The organism is Paenibacillus sp. FSL R10-2796 (assembly GCF_037965315.1).
GTDB classification, from domain to species: Bacteria; Bacillota; Bacilli; order Paenibacillales; family Paenibacillaceae; genus Paenibacillus_AQ; species Paenibacillus_AQ odorifer.
Genome location: NZ_CP150178.1, coordinates 5,374,734 through 5,391,716, shown reverse-complemented (window position 1 = coordinate 5,391,716; position 16,983 = coordinate 5,374,734). Strand labels below are relative to the sequence as shown.

The following is a 16,983-nucleotide window of genomic DNA, read 5'->3' as shown; positions in this document are numbered from 1 at the left end:
GGAAATTACAATTTTCATGCATGAATTGTGCTAAGCCACCAGTAATAATCCTATAAGCGTAGGAGTGTGAATTATCTTGGAAATACGCATGGCGGATTAGTTGAAATAAAAAATCAGTGGTATATACTCTACCATAGACACACTAATCGTCATTCTTATTCCAGGCAAGCATGGGATGGAACTCATCCATTGTACTTCCAGTTTATGGGGAGAGGGAGTATTGATTTTATGTCATTTGAATTAAAAGCTTCTAAAAAGAGGAATTAAAGATGAAATATAGAGATTTAATTAAGGAAATGACTTTAGAAGAGAAGGCTTCCCTAATGTCAGGGAAAGATTTCTGGACCACTCAAAATATTGATCGTCTTGGAATCAGTAGTATGTTTCTTGCCGATGGTCCGCATGGGATTAGAAAGCAGGCAATAGCATCAGATAAGCTTGGACTTAATGCAGGGATTCCCGCAACTTGCTTCCCAACAGCTGCGACAGTAGCGAATAGCTGGAATGTGGAATTGGGGGAGACAATCGGAGAATATCTTGGGCAAGAGGCTGTTGCACAGAAAGTTAACGTGCTTCTGGGACCTGGTGTTAACATGAAGAGAAATCCCCTATGTGGTAGAAATTTCGAGTATTTCAGTGAAGATCCTTATCTTGCCGGTAAAATGGCTGCTGGTTATATTAGAGGTGTTCAATCACATGGAATTTCAGCTTGTGTGAAGCATTTTGCTGTTAACAATCAGGAAGAAAGACGCATGGCTATTGATACAATTGTTGATGAAAGAACACTCAGAGAAATCTATCTGACTGCATTTGAAATTGCAGTGCAAGAAGGCAAAACTAAAACCGTCATGACTTCCTATAATAAGTTAAACGGGACTTACACCAATGAAAACATGCACTTAATGCAAGAGATTTTGCGGAAGGAATGGGATTTTAACGGAGTGGTGGTCACTGATTGGGGCGGCAGTAATGATCGCATAGCCGGACTGCTAGCCGGTAATGAGCTGGAAATGCCAACAACCGCAGGGGAAACAGATCGGGAAATTATTCAGGCGATTCATACCGGAAAAATTAAAGAAGAAGTACTGGATGAATGTGTAGACAGATTACTGGAGCTTATTTTTACAACAGAAGAAGCCTATAAGAAGATTCATGTTGATTTTGACGTGGAAAGGCATCATAGAGTAGCACAGAAGGCTGCGGAAGAGTCTATTGTCCTATTAAAAAATGAGGGGAATATACTACCGCTGAAATTCGGTAAAAAAGTTGCGGTAATTGGAGATTTTGCCAAAGATGCACGATACCAGGGGGCAGGATCCTCTATTGTAAATCCTACCATTCTGGATCATACATTAAATTGTTTTGAAGAATCGGGAATTATCAGTATTGGTTTTGAAGCTGGCTTTGAACGCTACGGACAGAAAAATATTGAAAAAGTAAAAAGCGCATGCCTGCTTGCGGAAAAAGCAGATGTTGTTCTTCTATATATTGGCCTGGATGAAGTTACTGAAGCAGAGGGACTTGACAGGCAGAATATGAAAATTCCTGAGAATCAGATAGATTTGTTAGATGCCGTATTTAATGTTAATCCCAATATTGTGGCGATTCTTTCTTGCGGTTCTGCAGTTGAAATGCCATGGATTGGTAAAGTACGAGGATTAGTACACGGTTATTTAGGCGGACAAGCAGGAGCACGATCCATTCTTAGAGTTTTGTCGGGTGATGTGAATCCTTCAGGCAAATTAGCTGAAACATTCCCCCTCCAATATGAGGACACACCTTCTCTTCTTCATTTCTCAGGTAAAGAGGTTACTGTTGAGTATAGGGAAAGTATTTTTATTGGTTATCGTTATTATGATACTGCCAATATTGATGTGCTCTTTCCGTTTGGATTCGGGCTCAGCTATACAACCTTTGAATACTCGGATATTCAGATTGCTAAGGAGGGAGTAACATTTAAGCTAACCAACTCGGGGCGAGTTGCCGGAATGGAAATTCCGCAGCTTTATATCCGATGTAAATCTGATGCAATATTCAGACCTAATATGGAGTTGAAGGGATTTGTTAAGATTTTTATAAATGCGGGTCAAACGAAGACGATAACTATTCCATTTGACGACAAGACATTCCGCTATTTTAATGTAACAACAAATCAATGGGAAATTGAAGAAGCGGAGTATGAGATTATCATTGGTGCTTCAAGCGCTGATATCAGACTAACCGGTATCCTTGCGGTAGAGGGGACGGGAGCTCCTATCCCATATAACAAGGTTAAGCTTCCATCGTATTATTCTGGAAAAGTAAATAATGTCGGTCTAGAGGAATTTGAGTACTTGCTTGGAGATAAGGTGCCTATATCCACATGGGACCGGACACAACCGCTTAGTTACAATGATACGATTGCGCAATGTCAGTATGCAAAGGGCAGATTTGCAAGATTAGCCTATCATACAATCGTTTTTGCACATTGGTTTTTGAGGAAAATAGGCAAGCGGGACACAGCGAATCTAATAATGATGTCCATTTATCATATGCCGTTCAGAGGAATAGCAAGAATGACGGGCGGTGTAGTGAATATGCCAATGCTGGACGGGATTTTAATGATTGCAAACGGGCATTTCTTTAAAGGATTGAATCATGTAATAAAAGAAAGAAGAAAGATGCGAAAATACCGTAAAAGCATCAATACACTGGAAATAGGCAGTAGGCAGAGATATGAATAAAGACGCATTAGAATGTTTTATTAAAGTGTATGAGAAGAAAAGCGTGACGTCGGCGGCCAAGGACTTGTTTATATCTCCGCAAGGATTAAGTAAAACTATAAAACTGTTAGAATTAGATGTAGAAGCAGAGTTATTCTTCCGAGGTCCCCATGGAATGGAGGCTACTGATTGCGGAGAGTTATTGTATGCACGGGCTAAACATCTCTGTTATCTTATGGATGATATCAAGAAAGAAATTGGTATCATGAGTGGAGGAAAGAGCACTTTAAATGTCTTGGTTAATTTCTCCACAACACCTTCTGTTCCACCAGATATATTGTTTGGATTTACCAATATGTATCCACAATTCCAAATGAGACTAAGAGAATTCCCGGATGAGTATCCAATTGGCCGGATATTTCAAGAGGAGTTTGATGTCGGGATCGTATTGGGACAGCAGGAAATTGATAATTGTGAAATTGAATTAATTCAATTATGTGAAGTAGTAGCGGTTGTATCCAAAAATCATCGGTTGGCAGGAAGAGATGAGATTTCGATAATGGAATTAGAACATGAACAACTTGTCTTGAAATCTGTGGAAAAAGGGAAAGAGCACAGTTTAATAGATAAATGTTTAGAACATGGGTTTACACCTCATGTTGTTCATGAATTTAGTAATATTGCTACTGCTCACATACTCTGCGAAGAGAGTGGATATCTAGCCATTTCAGTAGATCTTATGGAAGAGTTCTATAGCAATGAAAATTTAAAAATTATAAGATTAATCGAGAAGATTCCCCAGAATATTTATTTGGTCAGTAGAAAAAGAGATATTCAGACTAGAGCAGTTTCGTTATTTCTTAGTTATATTAAAAATTATATTAATGAGAAAACAGGTCATATTGATGTGGAGTAATACATCATATGACCTGTTTTTTATGCTTTAAACTAAAAGTTTATCCCTCTAACTTTTTGGTTGATGGAGAATTCAATAGATAGGGGGTAATATAAAAAGTGCAGGATGAAACTTAAAATTTACGTATATATATAAAATGTAAGGGAGGGGGAGTAAGTAAATGAAAGCGTAGACAATCCCCTTTCTTATAATTGGAGAGAGTTCCTGTAGGTGGAGACATACTAAATTACAAAAAGAGGAATCTAAATGAAACATAAAAGTTTGATTGGAAAAATGACTTTGGAAGAGAAAGCATCTTTAATGTCAGGAAAAGATTTTTGGACCACTCAAAACATAGATCGTCTTGGAATCCCTAGCATATTTTTGGCGGATGGACCGCATGGCATTAGAAAACAGGCAGCAGCAGCAGATCATCTAGGCCTTAATGCCAGTATTCCGGCAACCTGTTATCCAACTGCTGCGACAGTAGCCAATAGCTGGAACTTGGAACTTGGCGAAAAGCTTGGAGAGTATCTTGGGGAGGAAGCCGTTGCACAGCAAGTCAATGTTCTTCTAGGACCTGGTATTAATATGAAAAGGAATCCTCTTTGCGGAAGAAACTTTGAATATTTCAGTGAAGATCCATACCTTGCCGGTAAGATGGCTGCCGGTTACATTCGAGGTATTCAATCGCATGGGATTTCAGCATGTGTGAAGCATTTTGCAGTGAACAACCAAGAAGAGCGACGGATGTCGATTGATACTATTGTCGATGAAAGAACGCTTAGGGAAATCTATCTGACTGCATTTGAAATTGCAGTTAAGGAAGGCGAAACGAAAACGGTTATGTCCTCCTATAATTTATTGAACGGAAGTTACACAAATGAAAGCACGCATTTGATGAAAGAAATCCTGCGGGATGAATGGGATTTCAATGGGGTAGTGGTAACTGATTGGGGCGGCAGTAATGATCGTGTAGCAGGCTTGTTAGCAGGTAACGAATTGGAGATGCCAACAACAGCAGGCGAGACCAATGAGGAAATCATTCGAGCCATTCGAAGCGGAGAAATCGCAGAAGAAGTATTAGATGAATGTGTAGATAGACTGCTTGAGCTTATTTACACAACAGAGATAGCTTCTAGTAGGCCTAAAGAGTATAGTGTGGAAAAGCATCATAAGGTAGCACAGTGGGCCGCAGAAGAGTCTATAGTTCTTCTTAAAAATGACGAGAAAATATTACCCCTGAAAAAAGGGAAAACGGTTGCCGTGATTGGAGATTTTGCAAAAGCCCCTAGATACCAGGGAGCTGGATCCTCTATCGTAAATCCAACCATACTCGATAATGTTTTAGAATGTTTTGACAATTCGGATATTGTCAGCATCGGATATGAGCCGGGATTTGAACGTTACGGGAAGAAGAATTCAAAAAAAATAAGCAAGGCTTGTGATATTGCTAAAAAGGCAGATGTTGTCCTTCTCTATATGGGACTTGATGAAGTTACGGAAGCTGAAGGATTAGACAGGAAAAGCATGAAGATACCGGAGAACCAGATTGATTTATTAAATGCTTTGTATGAAGTGAACCCCAACATTGTGGTGATTCTCTCTTGTGGTTCTGTGGTAGAAATGCCCTGGATTAATAAGGTTAAAGGATTGGTGCATGGTTATTTAACTGGGCAAGCTGGTGCGAGAGCCACAGTCAGGATTTTAACAGGTGATGTAAATCCTTCGGGAAAGCTGGCAGAAACTTATCCCGTTCGTTATGAAGATACCCCTTCCTATTACCAATTTCCGGGCAAGGAGGTTAGCGTTGAGTATAGAGAGAGCATTTATATTGGCTACCGTTATTATGATACGGCAAATAAGAAGGTGCTTTTCCCGTTTGGTTACGGACTTAGCTATACAAACTTTGAATACTCGAACATTCAGGTATTCAAGGATCAGGTAACATTTAACTTGACTAATACCGGAGATGTATCCGGTATGGAGATTGCTCAACTGTACGTAGGTTGTATGTCAAAGGATATTTTCAGAGCTAACAAGGAATTGAAGGGATTTACTAAAGTATTTCTAGAAGCGGGTGAAACTAAAGAAGTAACCCTGTCATTTGATGATAAAACCTTCCGCTACTTCAATGTAAAAACAAATAAATGGGAAGTTGAAGAAGCGGAGTACACGATCAATATTGGTGCTTCAAGTGCTGAGATCAGATTAAAAGGCACCTTATTGGTGGAAGGAACAGGTGCACCACTTCCATATGATAAGAAGAAGCTTCCTACCTATTATGCAGGTGTAGCAAGCAATGTCAGCTTAGATGAATTTGAGAACCTAATTGGATATAAAGCGCCTGTGTCTAAATGGGATAGATCACAACCACTGGGTTATAATGATACGATTGCCCAGTGCCAGTATGCAAAGGGGGGCGCTGCAAGATTTGCATACCATTTGATGGTTTTTGCACATTGGTTCTTAATTAAGATTGGAAAAAGAAGTACAGCTAATATCATCATGATGTCTATCTATCACATGCCCTTCAGAGGTGTTGCGAGAATGACAGGCGGTATTATGAATATGCCAATGCTGGATGGAATCCTGATGATCGTAAATGGTCGTTTCTTCAAAGGATTCAATCATGTACTAAAGGAAAGAAGTAAAATGGTGAAGGTCGCTAAGGTAAAAAAGACCATACCAAACGCGATAAAGGAGACGTAGAATAAAATGAACGATGTAAATATTAATAATAAAAAATCAGGTACGGGTTTAGTGGGGGCTTGGAATAATTACAAGGAAAAGCATCCTAGTATTGCCCAGTTTCTAGTCTTCTTTTTGCTTAGTACCGGAATGACCGTATTACAACTGATTATGATGCCTGTGTTCAAAGGTATATTCGCACAAACATCATTAGTCGATACAAGCTTTCGAATTTTGCAGTTTGGCCATAATTTTGATGGAAGTGATTATTATCTTTTTGATTATGGATCAGGTTCACTTGCTTCCGGCGGTGGAGGCGGGCTTGCCTATTTCCTCGCAGTTCAAATTACGATTGGAATTGCCCAGATCATTAACTTTTTCTTACAGCGGAATATTACATTTAAGTCTAACAGCAATATTTGGACGGCTGCCTTCTGGTATGTATTGGCTTATTTTGTAATAACAATAGGCGCTGCTGCAGCTCAAGGGTTTTACAAAGCCCCTGTTTATAACTTGTTGATGAATACTTGGGGGATGGGCTCATTTGGTGAAACAGCAGCAGATCTTATTACAATGATGATTAATGCTGCAATTTCCTTCTGGGTATTCTATCCGATATTTAAAGTGATTTTTAAGCAAAATCCAGAAAAATAGGGAAGTAAAGGTAGTGTTCGTATGAAACTATTATCAGTGGTAATTCCTTGTTATAACTCACAAGACTATATGAGATATTGCATTGAGTCCCTTTTGCCGGGGGGCGAGGATGTAGAGTTGCTGATAGTAAATGATGGCTCCATGGATCAGACCGGAGAAATTGCGGATGAATATGCCCACAAATATCCGTCTATAATTAGAGTAATTCATCAGGAGAATGGCGGACATGGAGAAGCTGTTAATGCCGGTATCCGAAATGCGAACGGGTTGTACGTAAAGGTAGTGGACAGTGATGATTGGGTAGATACAAGGGCCTATCTCAAAATTCTAAAAACCCTACGTGATTTTGGTACAGCAGAGAACTCTATGGATATGGTTATCAGTAATTTTGTATATGAAAAAGAAGGCGCAAAATATAAGAAAATTATGAAATATGATAATGTGCTTCCAGAGGGAATCGTTTTCTCCTGGGACGATATTAAGCGTTTTCGTAAAGGACAATATATCTTGATGCATTCTTTAATTTACAGAACCCAGCTATTAAAGGACTGTGGACTGGAGCTTCCGAAACACACCTTTTATGTAGATAACTTATTCGTATATGTACCGCTCCAGCATGTTAAGAAAATGTACTATATCAATGTGGATTTTTACAGATATTTCATTGGCAGAGAAGATCAATCGGTCCAAGAAAATGTCATGATTAAAAGAATCGATCAACAGATTAAGGTTAACAAGCTTATGATTGAGCAGGTACAAATTAGTAATATTGAAAGTCCAAAGCTTCAGCAATATATGCTTCATCATTTGGAAATAGTGACGGTTATATCCGGTTTCTTCTTAATACGTTCAGGAACGGCTGAGAATCTTGAGAAGAAGAAGGAACTATGGAGGTATATCAAGCACAAAGACGTAGAGCTGTATCGTGATCTCAGATATGGTATTATGGGTGGTTTATTGAACTTACCAGGCCGCCCGGGACGCAGTATTTCAGTTGGAGCATACAAAATAACACAAAGACTAGTTGGTTTTAACTAAAACATTGATAATCGCTATAAGCCTTGAACGGGTGTGGAAGAGACTCCGAACCATTTCGCCGTGGTTCCATCTCTGCACTCGTTTTTTCTTTGCATAGCAAAATATTATTGGAGAGTGACATTTATGAATAAAAAATATGACTATCTAATAGTAGGGGCAGGTTTATATGGTGCTGTGTTCGCTCATGAATTGAGAAAAGCAGGGAAAACATGCCTGATCATCGATAAACGGGACCATATCGCAGGAAATATATATACCGCAAAGGTTGATGGTATTCAGGTGCATAAATATGGTGCGCATATTTTTCATACCAGTAATAAGGAGGTGTGGATTTATCTAAACCAGTTTGCTGAATTCAACAGATACATTAATAGTCCTATAGCAAATTATCATGGTGAAATCTATAATTTGCCCTTTAATATGAATACATTTAATAAAATGTGGGGAGTTGTAACACCGGATGAGGCCAAGAAGAAGATAGAACAGCAGCGTAAAGAAAATTATGTTGAGAACCCTCAGAATTTAGAGGAGCAGGCTATAAACCTGGTTGGCCTAGATGTATATAACAAACTCATTCGTGGCTACACGGAGAAGCAATGGGGTCGTTCCTGCAAAGAAATACCTGCATTTATTATCCGCAGACTGCCCGTTAGATTTACTTACGATAATAATTATTTCGATGATCCCTATCAGGGTATACCCGTAGGCGGATATACGGGAATGATTAAACGAATGATTGAAGGCATTGAAGTGAGGCTGGGGACAGATTACCTTGAAGATAAAGTGAAATGGGATGAACTCGCTGAAAAGATAGTCTATACAGGCCCAGTCGATGCGTATTACGGCTACAGATTTGGTGTTTTAGAGTATAGAAGCTTAAGGTTTGAAACAGAGGTTATAAATATGACTAACTATCAGGGAAATGCTGTAGTGAATTATACAGACAGCAGAACACCGTATACTCGCATAATTGAGCATAAGCACTTTGAATTTGGCACTCAGCCTAAGACAGTGATTAGCCGAGAATACAGTGAAGAATGGAAACGGGGGGACGAGCCCTATTATCCCATAAATGATAGCAAAAACAGTGTGCTGTATGAAAAGTATAAAGCATTAACAGAAACTCAAAGCAATGTTATATTTGGCGGCCGCCTAGGGGAATACAAGTATTATGATATGGATAAGGTTGTAGAAGTTGCTTTACAGAAGGTACGAGAGGTTTTGCAGTCTGCATTATGATCCGAATGAATTAATACTTCCGCTGCACCTTGAAGAAAAGGAGTTTAACTAAATTGAATATTACCCGAACACTTCGTTTTAGATTAACACTACTCATTTTGATGCTGACGCTCATACCTCTGTTTAGCCTTGCCATATTTCAAATTAATCAGTTTGAAAGCGGAACCACTCACAGCATTGATAACCAAAAACTGGATTTAGCAGAAAGCAATATTACCACCATTGACCGCTGGCTGAACACTAAGGTTTCAGCCATTAATGAGGTGCTGAGTGCAACGAAAGGATATTATCAACTAGACGCATCACAGAAATTAGCTGCCGTTCAAGCGGTTGATAAGACTGATGAGGAAGTCGTTTCAATCACTGTTATAGAAGCAAGTAACGAGGAAGATAGTGACTTGGCAAATCAAGAGTTTTATCAAAGAGCAAGGAATACGAAAGAACCGGTCATAAGCGATTTACTCCCCGGTTTTACAACTGAAGCGAACCTAATTATGCTCGCTGTCCCATATCTGGATGACAAGAATGAGTATCAAGGTATGATTATAAGTGTTTTTACTGGGAGTGCATTGAAGCAATCCATTGGACAAATTCAACTTGAGAAAACAGGATATGGAGTACTGCTATCCAGCAAAGGAGACTTCATGTATCATCCTGATGCTGAAAAATTGAACACTAATTATCAAAATACGCTAAAAAGCGAAAGTATGCTTGATGCATTCACTAATTCAATTTTAGTAAAGGAACACGGATCAATTCTTTATACCGATGATGACGGTATAAAGAGAACTGCAGCTTTCTCTACAGTTCAAAGTACAGGTTGGAAAGTACTCGTTACTGTGCCGGAGGAAGAAGCCTATGCACAGGTTCATTCAGCACTTACAACTACCAGGATTATCATTATATTTACCATAGTATTGGTAATTCTTATTTCAATCACTATAACAGGCTTAATTACTACTCCCATAAAACGTCTTTCTAAGTTTGTGAATTTTATGGCGCAAGCTGATTTTACATCAGTTATTCCTGCGAATATAGCAAAGCGCAAAGATGAGGTAGGGCAATTGGCTCAATCTTTGGAGAAAATGTCAGGATCTATTCGTGAGATCCTTAATCAGGTGAACGAAGAAACATCGAATGTGAAATCTAATATCACCCATTCTGCGCATAGCATGTACGTGCTGGGAACTCAGGTTGAGGAGGTTTCAGCAACAACCGAGGAGATGTCAGCCGGTATGGAAGAAACAGCGGCGATGGCCCAGCAAATGAGCGAAACTTCTGCGGAGATTAAGCAAGCCGTAAGTTCGATTGCTGATAAGGCTCAAGTTGGATCTGCTATGGCTGAAATGATTTCTGATCGAGCGAAACAGTTGAAGGAGACAGCAATAGCCTCAAGGGATGCAGCACATATAATATACAATGCCATTGATACAGAATCTAGATTAGCGATTGAACAAGTCACGGCTGTTGAGCAGATTCATCTATTGACAGACTCTATTCTGCAAATTACATCTCAAACGAATCTGTTGTCGTTAAATGCCGCAGTAGAGGCTGCTCGTGCTGGGGAAGCAGGCAAAGGATTTGCTGTAGTTGCAAGCGAGATTCGGAAATTGGCAGAGAATTCGGCAAACACGGCTAGTGAGATCCAGAGGGTCACATATAATGTAATTGATTCTGTAAAGGGATTAACATTAAGTTCTAGAAAAGCATTAGAGTTCATTGATAAGAAGGTCATTAAGGATTATAACGCGATGGTCGATACTGGGGAACAATATTACAAAGATGCTGAGTCTATACAACTTCTGGTTACAGATTTCAGTGTGACCGCAGAACAATTACTAGCTTCCATACAAAATGTGGTTTATTCCATTAATGAAATCACCGCTTCAAATAATGAAAATGCTCAAGGAACAAGCGACATTGCGGATCGATCCTCGGAATTGCTTAGCCAATCTGCGGAAGTAGCTAAGCTCATGAAAGTCTCAGAGGAAACCGCACAAAAGTTACTGACAGCTGTGTCTAAATTTAGAATATAATAGTATGATTGCTTTTATGCTGAGCCAGACCTTGCATCTATAGAGGGTCTGACTCGGACTCTTTTAGTAAGAAGTACGGTGAATTTAATATCAAATAAATGAATTTAACATAAATTTTGCGGATGCAGATAATTCTCTCTTACTCTCTGGAGTGTCCTTGCCTGTAGTGGTGAAAGCATGGAAACAGTTTGTATACTCGGTTGTCTCAACGAATACACCTGCTTTTCTGGCTTTCTCAGCAACATATTTACTGTCAATGGCCAGAAACTCACCTTTATCATACACAATCTTCATTGGTGGCAAACCTTTAAAATCAGCAAGGATAGGTGAAATATAAGGATTCTTTAGATCTTGATTAGGGGCATACATCTTTGTAAGCTGATTCATACCAGCAGCGGATACTGTTGTTTCATCAGGACTATCTTTTCTCACTATTCTACCTGACATATCTGCGACAATACTATTAATAACAAGTGATGCAGGTAATTTGAACTTCTCATCCCGTGCCTTTAAGGCAATCACTAAAGATAAATAAGCGCCGCCACTTTCTCCAATAATGCTTATTTTGCTATCTGGATTTTTTTCGACTAGATGTTTATAAACTGCGTAGGAGTCATCAAATCCTGCAGGAAAAGGATCTTCCGGAGCTAATCGGTATGAACAGGCAACTACTGTACAACCTGTGGCGAGCGCTAACTGAGAAGAGTACGGGCCTGCAGTTAGGCGATCTCCCGTAACTAATCCTCCACCATGAACATAATAGACGATGTTATTACTAATAGGATTCTCAGGTTTAAAGATGGCAACATCGACTCCAGCGAAAGTATCCAAATGTAACGCTACACCCTTCTCAACTAAATACTTCCACAAATATCTCAGGATAATCCGTTGAGATATTATCATTTTCAATATAATGGGTCATAAAACCAACTGCGATATTAGCGCACATATTTGCTTCCATTTCTGCATGAGGTCCATGAGAAGAAGCAAGATATTCTTCCTGAATAAATTTTTTTAATGCGCTGATAATATCTATTTGTTCCGTCCTGATTTTCATCAGAGATTTTAACGCGGTTCTATTTTTAATGAAATATGCGCTGCTCAGATCATTGATTTCGCTGAAATGTACTGGTTGCTTTATCTTTGACAATAATTTTCTCGAAGGGCTTATTTTGCAGCAGCTCTAAAAATGCATTCATAATATTTCTGTCCGTTCGCTTATATTGCAGATTTTATCATTTGGTTTTTCGTTATCTAAATGAAGCATTCCGGTTGAACTGATATGAGAGTAGGATTTTGGATGTCGACTTGTCCCAGAATATTTTCGTGCCAGCCTGGAGAGTCCTCTCCGTTCTGTAGTTTCGGTAGACGGAAGCCAGTTCATCCTGTCTGGAACAGCGCCGGAGCATGTCTCCCCTAACTACTTCAACATCGAGGAACCCGTCCGGTATGGAGAGAAGGGATTAAATTACACAGGACGGTTAGCCATCATTCACCAAGGCGGGGGATTAAAGGCAGATCTGAACGGTTTGCATGTTTTCGGTGCCACCAGTGCTACCCTTTACTTCAGCGCAAGCACATCGTTTGATACACATACAGGCGCCAGCAGCCCCGGCCGGGACCCTGAGAAGCTTACAACTGAAATCATGGGGGCAGCCCTTGCTCAAGAGTACTCTGATCTCTTCAACCGACACCTTGAGGATTACCGCCGGTTGTTTGGCAGAGTCTCCCTGTATCTCGGAGAGAGTCCCGCTCCTGAAGACATGCCGACTGACAAGCGCATCGCCGAGTACGGAGCCCGCGATCCCGGCTTAGTAGAGCTTTTGTTCCATTATGGACGTTATCTGCTTATCGCGAGCTCGCGTCAGGGAACCCAGCCGGCGAATCTTCAGGGAATCTGGAACGAAGACACCCGGGCACCCTGGAGCAGCAATTACACCCTGAACATCAATACCGAAATGAATTATTGGGCTGCAGAGACCTGTAACATGGCTGAACTACATGAGCCGTTGATCCGGTTTATTGAGCGGCTGTCCGAGAACGGCAAAAAGACGGCGGAAATTAACTACGGAGCAGGGGGCTGGGTGGTGCATCATAATTCCGATTTGTGGGCGCAGACGGCGCCGGCTGGTGAGTACGGGCATGGGGAGCCGGTCTGGGTGTTATGGCCAATGGGCGGCGTCTGGTTAACCCAGCATCTATGGGAGCATTATGCCTTTAGCGGTGACAAGGAGTTCCTGCGAAATGTAGCCTACCCGGTAATGAAGGAGGCTTCGTTATTCTGCCTGGATTGGCTGGTGGAGGATGATGAAGGTTTCCTGGTGACCTCACCATCCACTTCCCCGGAGCACAGGTTCCGGACGGATAATGGGCTGCATGAAGTGACTAAGGCTTCCACTATGGATCTTATATTAATCCGTGAACTGTTTGACAACTGCTCTAAGGCCGCAGAGCAGCTGGATGTAGATCAGGATTTCACCGCAATACTGGCGAACCGGCTTCAGAGGTTAAGACCCCTTCGGATTGGCAGTAAAGGACAACTACAGGAATGGGCCGGGGATTATGAGGATGAGGATGTACCTCACCGTCATGTTTCCCACCTTGCAGGAGTATATCCGGGACGGACGGTTACAGAGCATATTGACCCGGAGCTGTATAAGGCAGCTAAGCAATCATTGGATATCCGGGGCGATGAAGGAACGGGATGGAGTCTCGGATGGAAGATCAGCCTATGGGCCAGATTCAAACAGGGCAACCGCGCCTTAGGCTTACTCTCGAATTTGCTGACACTTGTAAGTTCGGGGGATTCGGAAACTCGTAGAGGGGGCGTGTATGCCAATCTGTTCGATGCCCATCCTCCATTTCAAATTGACGGTAACTTCGCAGCAACGGCCGGAATTGCAGAGATGCTGCTGCAGTCTCATCAAGACTATATCGAGCTGTTGCCGGCGCTCCCCGGGAATTGGAGGGACGGTTATGTCAAGGGACTGCGGGCCAGAGGAGGCTATGAGGTTGATGTGGAATGGAATGACGGGCACTTATCAGCAGCGGAGATTAGAGCTTCGATTACGCAGACCTGCCATGTGCGGGCTGACCGCATGCTGCATATCACCTCCGGCGGCAACGAAGTCAGTGGGCAGCAAATGACGGATGGAAGTGTTGCTTTCCAAGTTGAACAGGGGAAATGTTATTCGCTGTTGAATAGATTAGGAGAGAAGGGGCTATCCCAAACGCCATGAAATGGCTGCTTGGTGTAGCCCTTATTTGTGCGGATGGTAATAGGTAATCTTTACGTGGCTCGACTCTTAGCTTCATGTTCAACCAGACGTTGCAATAATTCCTTCGAAGCCTTCATACCTCTGCCCTGAAGCTGCCCCTCTGCAATCGAATTCCGTATAGATTCTACATCCTGGGCCTTCACCTTACCGCCATGATGGAAACGATTGAACGCCTGATAATCTAACGGCAGCATATCTTGTTCCATTTTAAGATGTATTTTGGCTGTCAGGTAGGGGCCCATCACTAAACCCATAATCTTGCCGATCAGACCATGCTTGGGCAAGGCTGCTATTTCACCCTGCGCACGGCAGGCGAGCCGCCAAAGATCTTTATTGGCGATAACGGCCGTGAAATTCGGCCAGCCTGCGATATCACAGGCGGCATACACGGGAAAACCTATGCTTGAGTAAATATTGAACATAGCCGGACTGACCTGACCACAGCGTGAGACCCCGGATTCATTATACAGTGCCACAAATTGCTTGGCTGCTAGTTTATTATTATTTTCGACCTGGAAACCGATCTTGTTCGCTGGATGTTTGTAACAGACAATGGCTTGGGCAATGAGTTTGGGGTCTGTGGGTTCACGTACAGGCAAGCCTGCCTTGGACTGATGACTTAATGTCCCCAGTATTCCTCTCAACAGTTGGTTTTCCGGAATTCTCATGGTTAGAAGATAATGTTCACGAATCCCGCTTCCAAACGCATTCATAATTACTGTAGTTGTAGAGTTACGAACGATATCACCCAATCGGGATAACATAGCTGCGCCTTCTGGTGAACGGCTCACACTGCCGTCTAATGTAATAATAATAAATGAATACTGCTGAGGCTGTATTTCTTCTATATCCTCTATGACATTAAAGCCGCTGAATTCTTTCAACGTGGCATCGTCATAGCAATATAGCTTCTGAGGAGGATCGAAGGCTGCTTTACGTCCTTTTCGTACAAGAAAGGTAATACCGGCGCCTGATAAGTGGAGATGGTATCCTACAGAGAAACCTACTGCTCCAGCACCTACTATAAGAATGTTTGTTTTATTTGAGGGAATTGTCATTGTAGTTCATCTCCTTAACGATTCATTAAGTGAACACTTGTTGATTTAATATCGTAAAGACAGTATAATCTACACATCTAAGCAATCACAATCATCAATGTATTTGCAAATGGTATGAAGTAAACAGATTACATCTATTATGTTGATCGGATAGAACAAGGGGGAGCTTATGGTTGGAATTAAGAATAATAGAAGAACTAAATATACGATCAATCTCATTAAGGAGAGCTTCCTGTTTCTCTTGGAAACCAAAAAATTACCGCAAATAACGGTTACTGAAATATGCAACCGCGCAGATATTAACCGTGGTACTTTTTATTTGTACTACAAAGATCCTTATGAATTATTTGAAGTTATGCAGAATGAATTTAATAATGAATTAGCGGAAACATTGCAAGAAGGAGACAAGCCCTGTACATCTGAAGAATCCATGATCAACCTGTTGAACATCATTCAAGATAAGAAAACCATGTATCAGATCCTAATTTCGGAGAGTGGAAAAAGCGGGTTTTTAACACGAATCTTACTTGAGCAAAACTCGAACGAACCGTTTATAATGGACTATTCCTTCACATACAAGGTTCATGGGTCGATTGGAGTTATTAATCAGTGGCTCGCGTCAAATGACGGAGAAAGCCCGCAAACCATTGCCAGACTCATTCTTTCCTTGGGTCATGAGAACATAAACGTTCGAAAATAGGTTCTAAGAGACTTTTTAGAAATCTATATAATAATTGCTGCAATAATGTACTACATTCAATCGACTCTTTCGATGTATTCTTAAAGAATATATTGAAGGGGGCCTCACTGTGAATATCGTATCATTCCTATTATATTGTTTTATTGTTACTTTTACGCCTGGACCCACAAACATTGTCATATTATCTACTGTTAATAATTTCGGGTCAAAAAAAGCTATGAGATATACGTACGGAGCAACCATTGCCTTTGGCATGCTTCTTGCGGTATCTGCTGTTTTGAATACTGCTCTAATCACAATTATTCCGAAGATACTAATTTATATGCAAATTATTGGTAGCTTATATATGCTTTATTTGGGGTATCAAATCTCAAAAATGAATACTTCTAAATCATCTACAAACCAAACGGGTACTTTTTCATCCGGCTTCTTCATGCAGTTCTTAAATCCTAAGGTAATCATATTTACGTTGACGGTATTGCCGAATTTTATTATGCCATATTATGATTCGGTACCAGTAATTTCAATAAGTGTTGCGGTTGTAACCCTTATCGGATTTTTAGCATTTGCAACTTGGGTTCTTTTCGGTACAATCTTCAAGGAGTTTTTACAGAGAAACCAGAAAGTAGTTAATTTCCTTATGGCATTATTTATGGTGTACGCAGCAGTAATGATCTGGATATAGGGATGAG

13 protein-coding genes are annotated in these 16,983 nt (G+C 40.8%); 10 read left to right on the top strand and 3 right to left on the bottom strand.

Features of this window, described 5'->3' with window-relative positions:
• Nucleotides 1–269: 269 nt before the first annotated feature.
• The 7 genes from NST58_RS24280 to NST58_RS24250 all read left to right on the top strand — a co-directional run bounded on the left by NST58_RS24280 (nt 270) and on the right by NST58_RS24250 (nt 11,255).
• A complete protein-coding gene (locus tag NST58_RS24280) occupies nt 270–2,723 on the top strand; it encodes a glycoside hydrolase family 3 C-terminal domain-containing protein (RefSeq protein ID WP_076304615.1) in 2,454 nt (817 codons plus the stop codon).
• Nucleotides 2,716–3,618, top strand: coding sequence for a LysR family transcriptional regulator (locus NST58_RS24275; RefSeq protein WP_076191914.1), 903 nt, complete (start codon nt 2,716–2,718; stop codon nt 3,616–3,618). Before NST58_RS24280 ends, NST58_RS24275 begins: the two co-directional genes overlap by 8 nt.
• A gap of 246 nt (nt 3,619–3,864) precedes the next feature.
• Nucleotides 3,865–6,309, top strand: coding sequence for a glycoside hydrolase family 3 C-terminal domain-containing protein (locus tag NST58_RS24270; protein WP_076191912.1), 2,445 nt, complete (start codon nt 3,865–3,867; stop codon nt 6,307–6,309).
• A 6-nt stretch (nt 6,310–6,315) separates the two neighbouring features.
• Nucleotides 6,316–6,942 (top strand): hypothetical protein, encoded by a 627-nt coding sequence (locus tag NST58_RS24265; RefSeq protein WP_076191910.1) that lies wholly within the window; start codon nt 6,316–6,318, stop codon nt 6,940–6,942.
• Nucleotides 6,943–6,963: 21 nt separating this feature from the next.
• Nucleotides 6,964–7,980 carry a glycosyltransferase family A protein gene (locus tag NST58_RS24260; protein WP_076191908.1) on the top strand — a complete coding sequence of 339 codons (1,017 nt, stop codon included), beginning with the start codon at nt 6,964–6,966 and terminating at the stop codon, nt 7,978–7,980.
• Nucleotides 7,981–8,103: 123 nt separating this feature from the next.
• Entirely contained in the window at nt 8,104–9,219 is a 1,116-nt protein-coding gene (glf, locus tag NST58_RS24255; protein ID WP_076191905.1) for a UDP-galactopyranose mutase, read from the top strand.
• A 53-nt stretch (nt 9,220–9,272) separates the two neighbouring features.
• A complete protein-coding gene (locus NST58_RS24250; protein ID WP_076191902.1) occupies nt 9,273–11,255 on the top strand; it encodes a methyl-accepting chemotaxis protein in 1,983 nt (660 codons plus the stop codon).
• Between the two features lie 90 nt (nt 11,256–11,345).
• On the opposite strand, the gene NST58_RS24245 is transcribed toward NST58_RS24250, so the two are convergent.
• Both NST58_RS24245 and NST58_RS24240 read right to left on the bottom strand, forming a co-directional pair.
• Nucleotides 11,346–12,086, bottom strand: a complete 741-nt coding sequence (locus NST58_RS24245; RefSeq protein ID WP_076191900.1) for an alpha/beta hydrolase — start codon at nt 12,084–12,086, stop codon at nt 11,346–11,348.
• Between the two features lie 19 nt (nt 12,087–12,105).
• The gene (locus tag NST58_RS24240) at nt 12,106–12,405 is read right to left on the bottom strand and encodes a hypothetical protein (protein WP_076191898.1); all 300 of its coding nucleotides are present in this window, start codon (nt 12,403–12,405) and stop codon (nt 12,106–12,108) included.
• Nucleotides 12,406–12,784: 379 nt separating this feature from the next.
• On the opposite strand from NST58_RS24240, the gene NST58_RS24235 reads away from it, so the two are divergent.
• Nucleotides 12,785–14,494: a glycoside hydrolase family 95-like protein gene (locus NST58_RS24235; protein ID WP_076191895.1), complete on the top strand. Its 1,710-nt coding sequence runs from the start codon at nt 12,785–12,787 to the stop codon at nt 14,492–14,494.
• A gap of 50 nt (nt 14,495–14,544) precedes the next feature.
• On the opposite strand, the gene NST58_RS24230 is transcribed toward NST58_RS24235, so the two are convergent.
• Nucleotides 14,545–15,591: a 2-dehydropantoate 2-reductase N-terminal domain-containing protein gene (locus tag NST58_RS24230; RefSeq protein ID WP_076191892.1), complete on the bottom strand. Its 1,047-nt coding sequence runs from the start codon at nt 15,589–15,591 to the stop codon at nt 14,545–14,547.
• A 169-nt stretch (nt 15,592–15,760) separates the two neighbouring features.
• On the opposite strand from NST58_RS24230, the gene NST58_RS24225 reads away from it, so the two are divergent.
• Both NST58_RS24225 and NST58_RS24220 read left to right on the top strand, forming a co-directional pair.
• Nucleotides 15,761–16,291 carry a TetR/AcrR family transcriptional regulator gene (locus NST58_RS24225; RefSeq protein WP_076304613.1) on the top strand — a complete coding sequence of 177 codons (531 nt, stop codon included), beginning with the start codon at nt 15,761–15,763 and terminating at the stop codon, nt 16,289–16,291.
• Between the two features lie 109 nt (nt 16,292–16,400).
• Nucleotides 16,401–16,976 carry a LysE family translocator gene (locus tag NST58_RS24220; RefSeq protein ID WP_076191887.1) on the top strand — a complete coding sequence of 192 codons (576 nt, stop codon included), beginning with the start codon at nt 16,401–16,403 and terminating at the stop codon, nt 16,974–16,976.
• The last annotated feature ends 7 nt before the right edge of the window (nt 16,977–16,983 follow it).

Bases quoted from the DNA above. Each gene is read 5' to 3' on its own strand.
- glf (WP_076191905.1), top strand. From the start codon at position 8,104: ATGAATAAAAAATATGACTATCTAATAGTAGGGGCAGGTTTATATGGT.
- NST58_RS24280 (WP_076304615.1), top strand. From the start codon at position 270: ATGAAATATAGAGATTTAATTAAGGAAATGACTTTAGAAGAGAAGGCT.
- NST58_RS24265 (WP_076191910.1), top strand. From the start codon at position 6,316: ATGAACGATGTAAATATTAATAATAAAAAATCAGGTACGGGTTTAGTG.
- NST58_RS24260 (WP_076191908.1), top strand. From the start codon at position 6,964: ATGAAACTATTATCAGTGGTAATTCCTTGTTATAACTCACAAGACTAT.
- NST58_RS24275 (WP_076191914.1), top strand. From the start codon at position 2,716: ATGAATAAAGACGCATTAGAATGTTTTATTAAAGTGTATGAGAAGAAA.
- NST58_RS24270 (WP_076191912.1), top strand. From the start codon at position 3,865: ATGAAACATAAAAGTTTGATTGGAAAAATGACTTTGGAAGAGAAAGCA.
- NST58_RS24225 (WP_076304613.1), top strand. From the start codon at position 15,761: ATGGTTGGAATTAAGAATAATAGAAGAACTAAATATACGATCAATCTC.
- NST58_RS24230 (WP_076191892.1), bottom strand. From the start codon at position 15,591: ATGACAATTCCCTCAAATAAAACAAACATTCTTATAGTAGGTGCTGGA.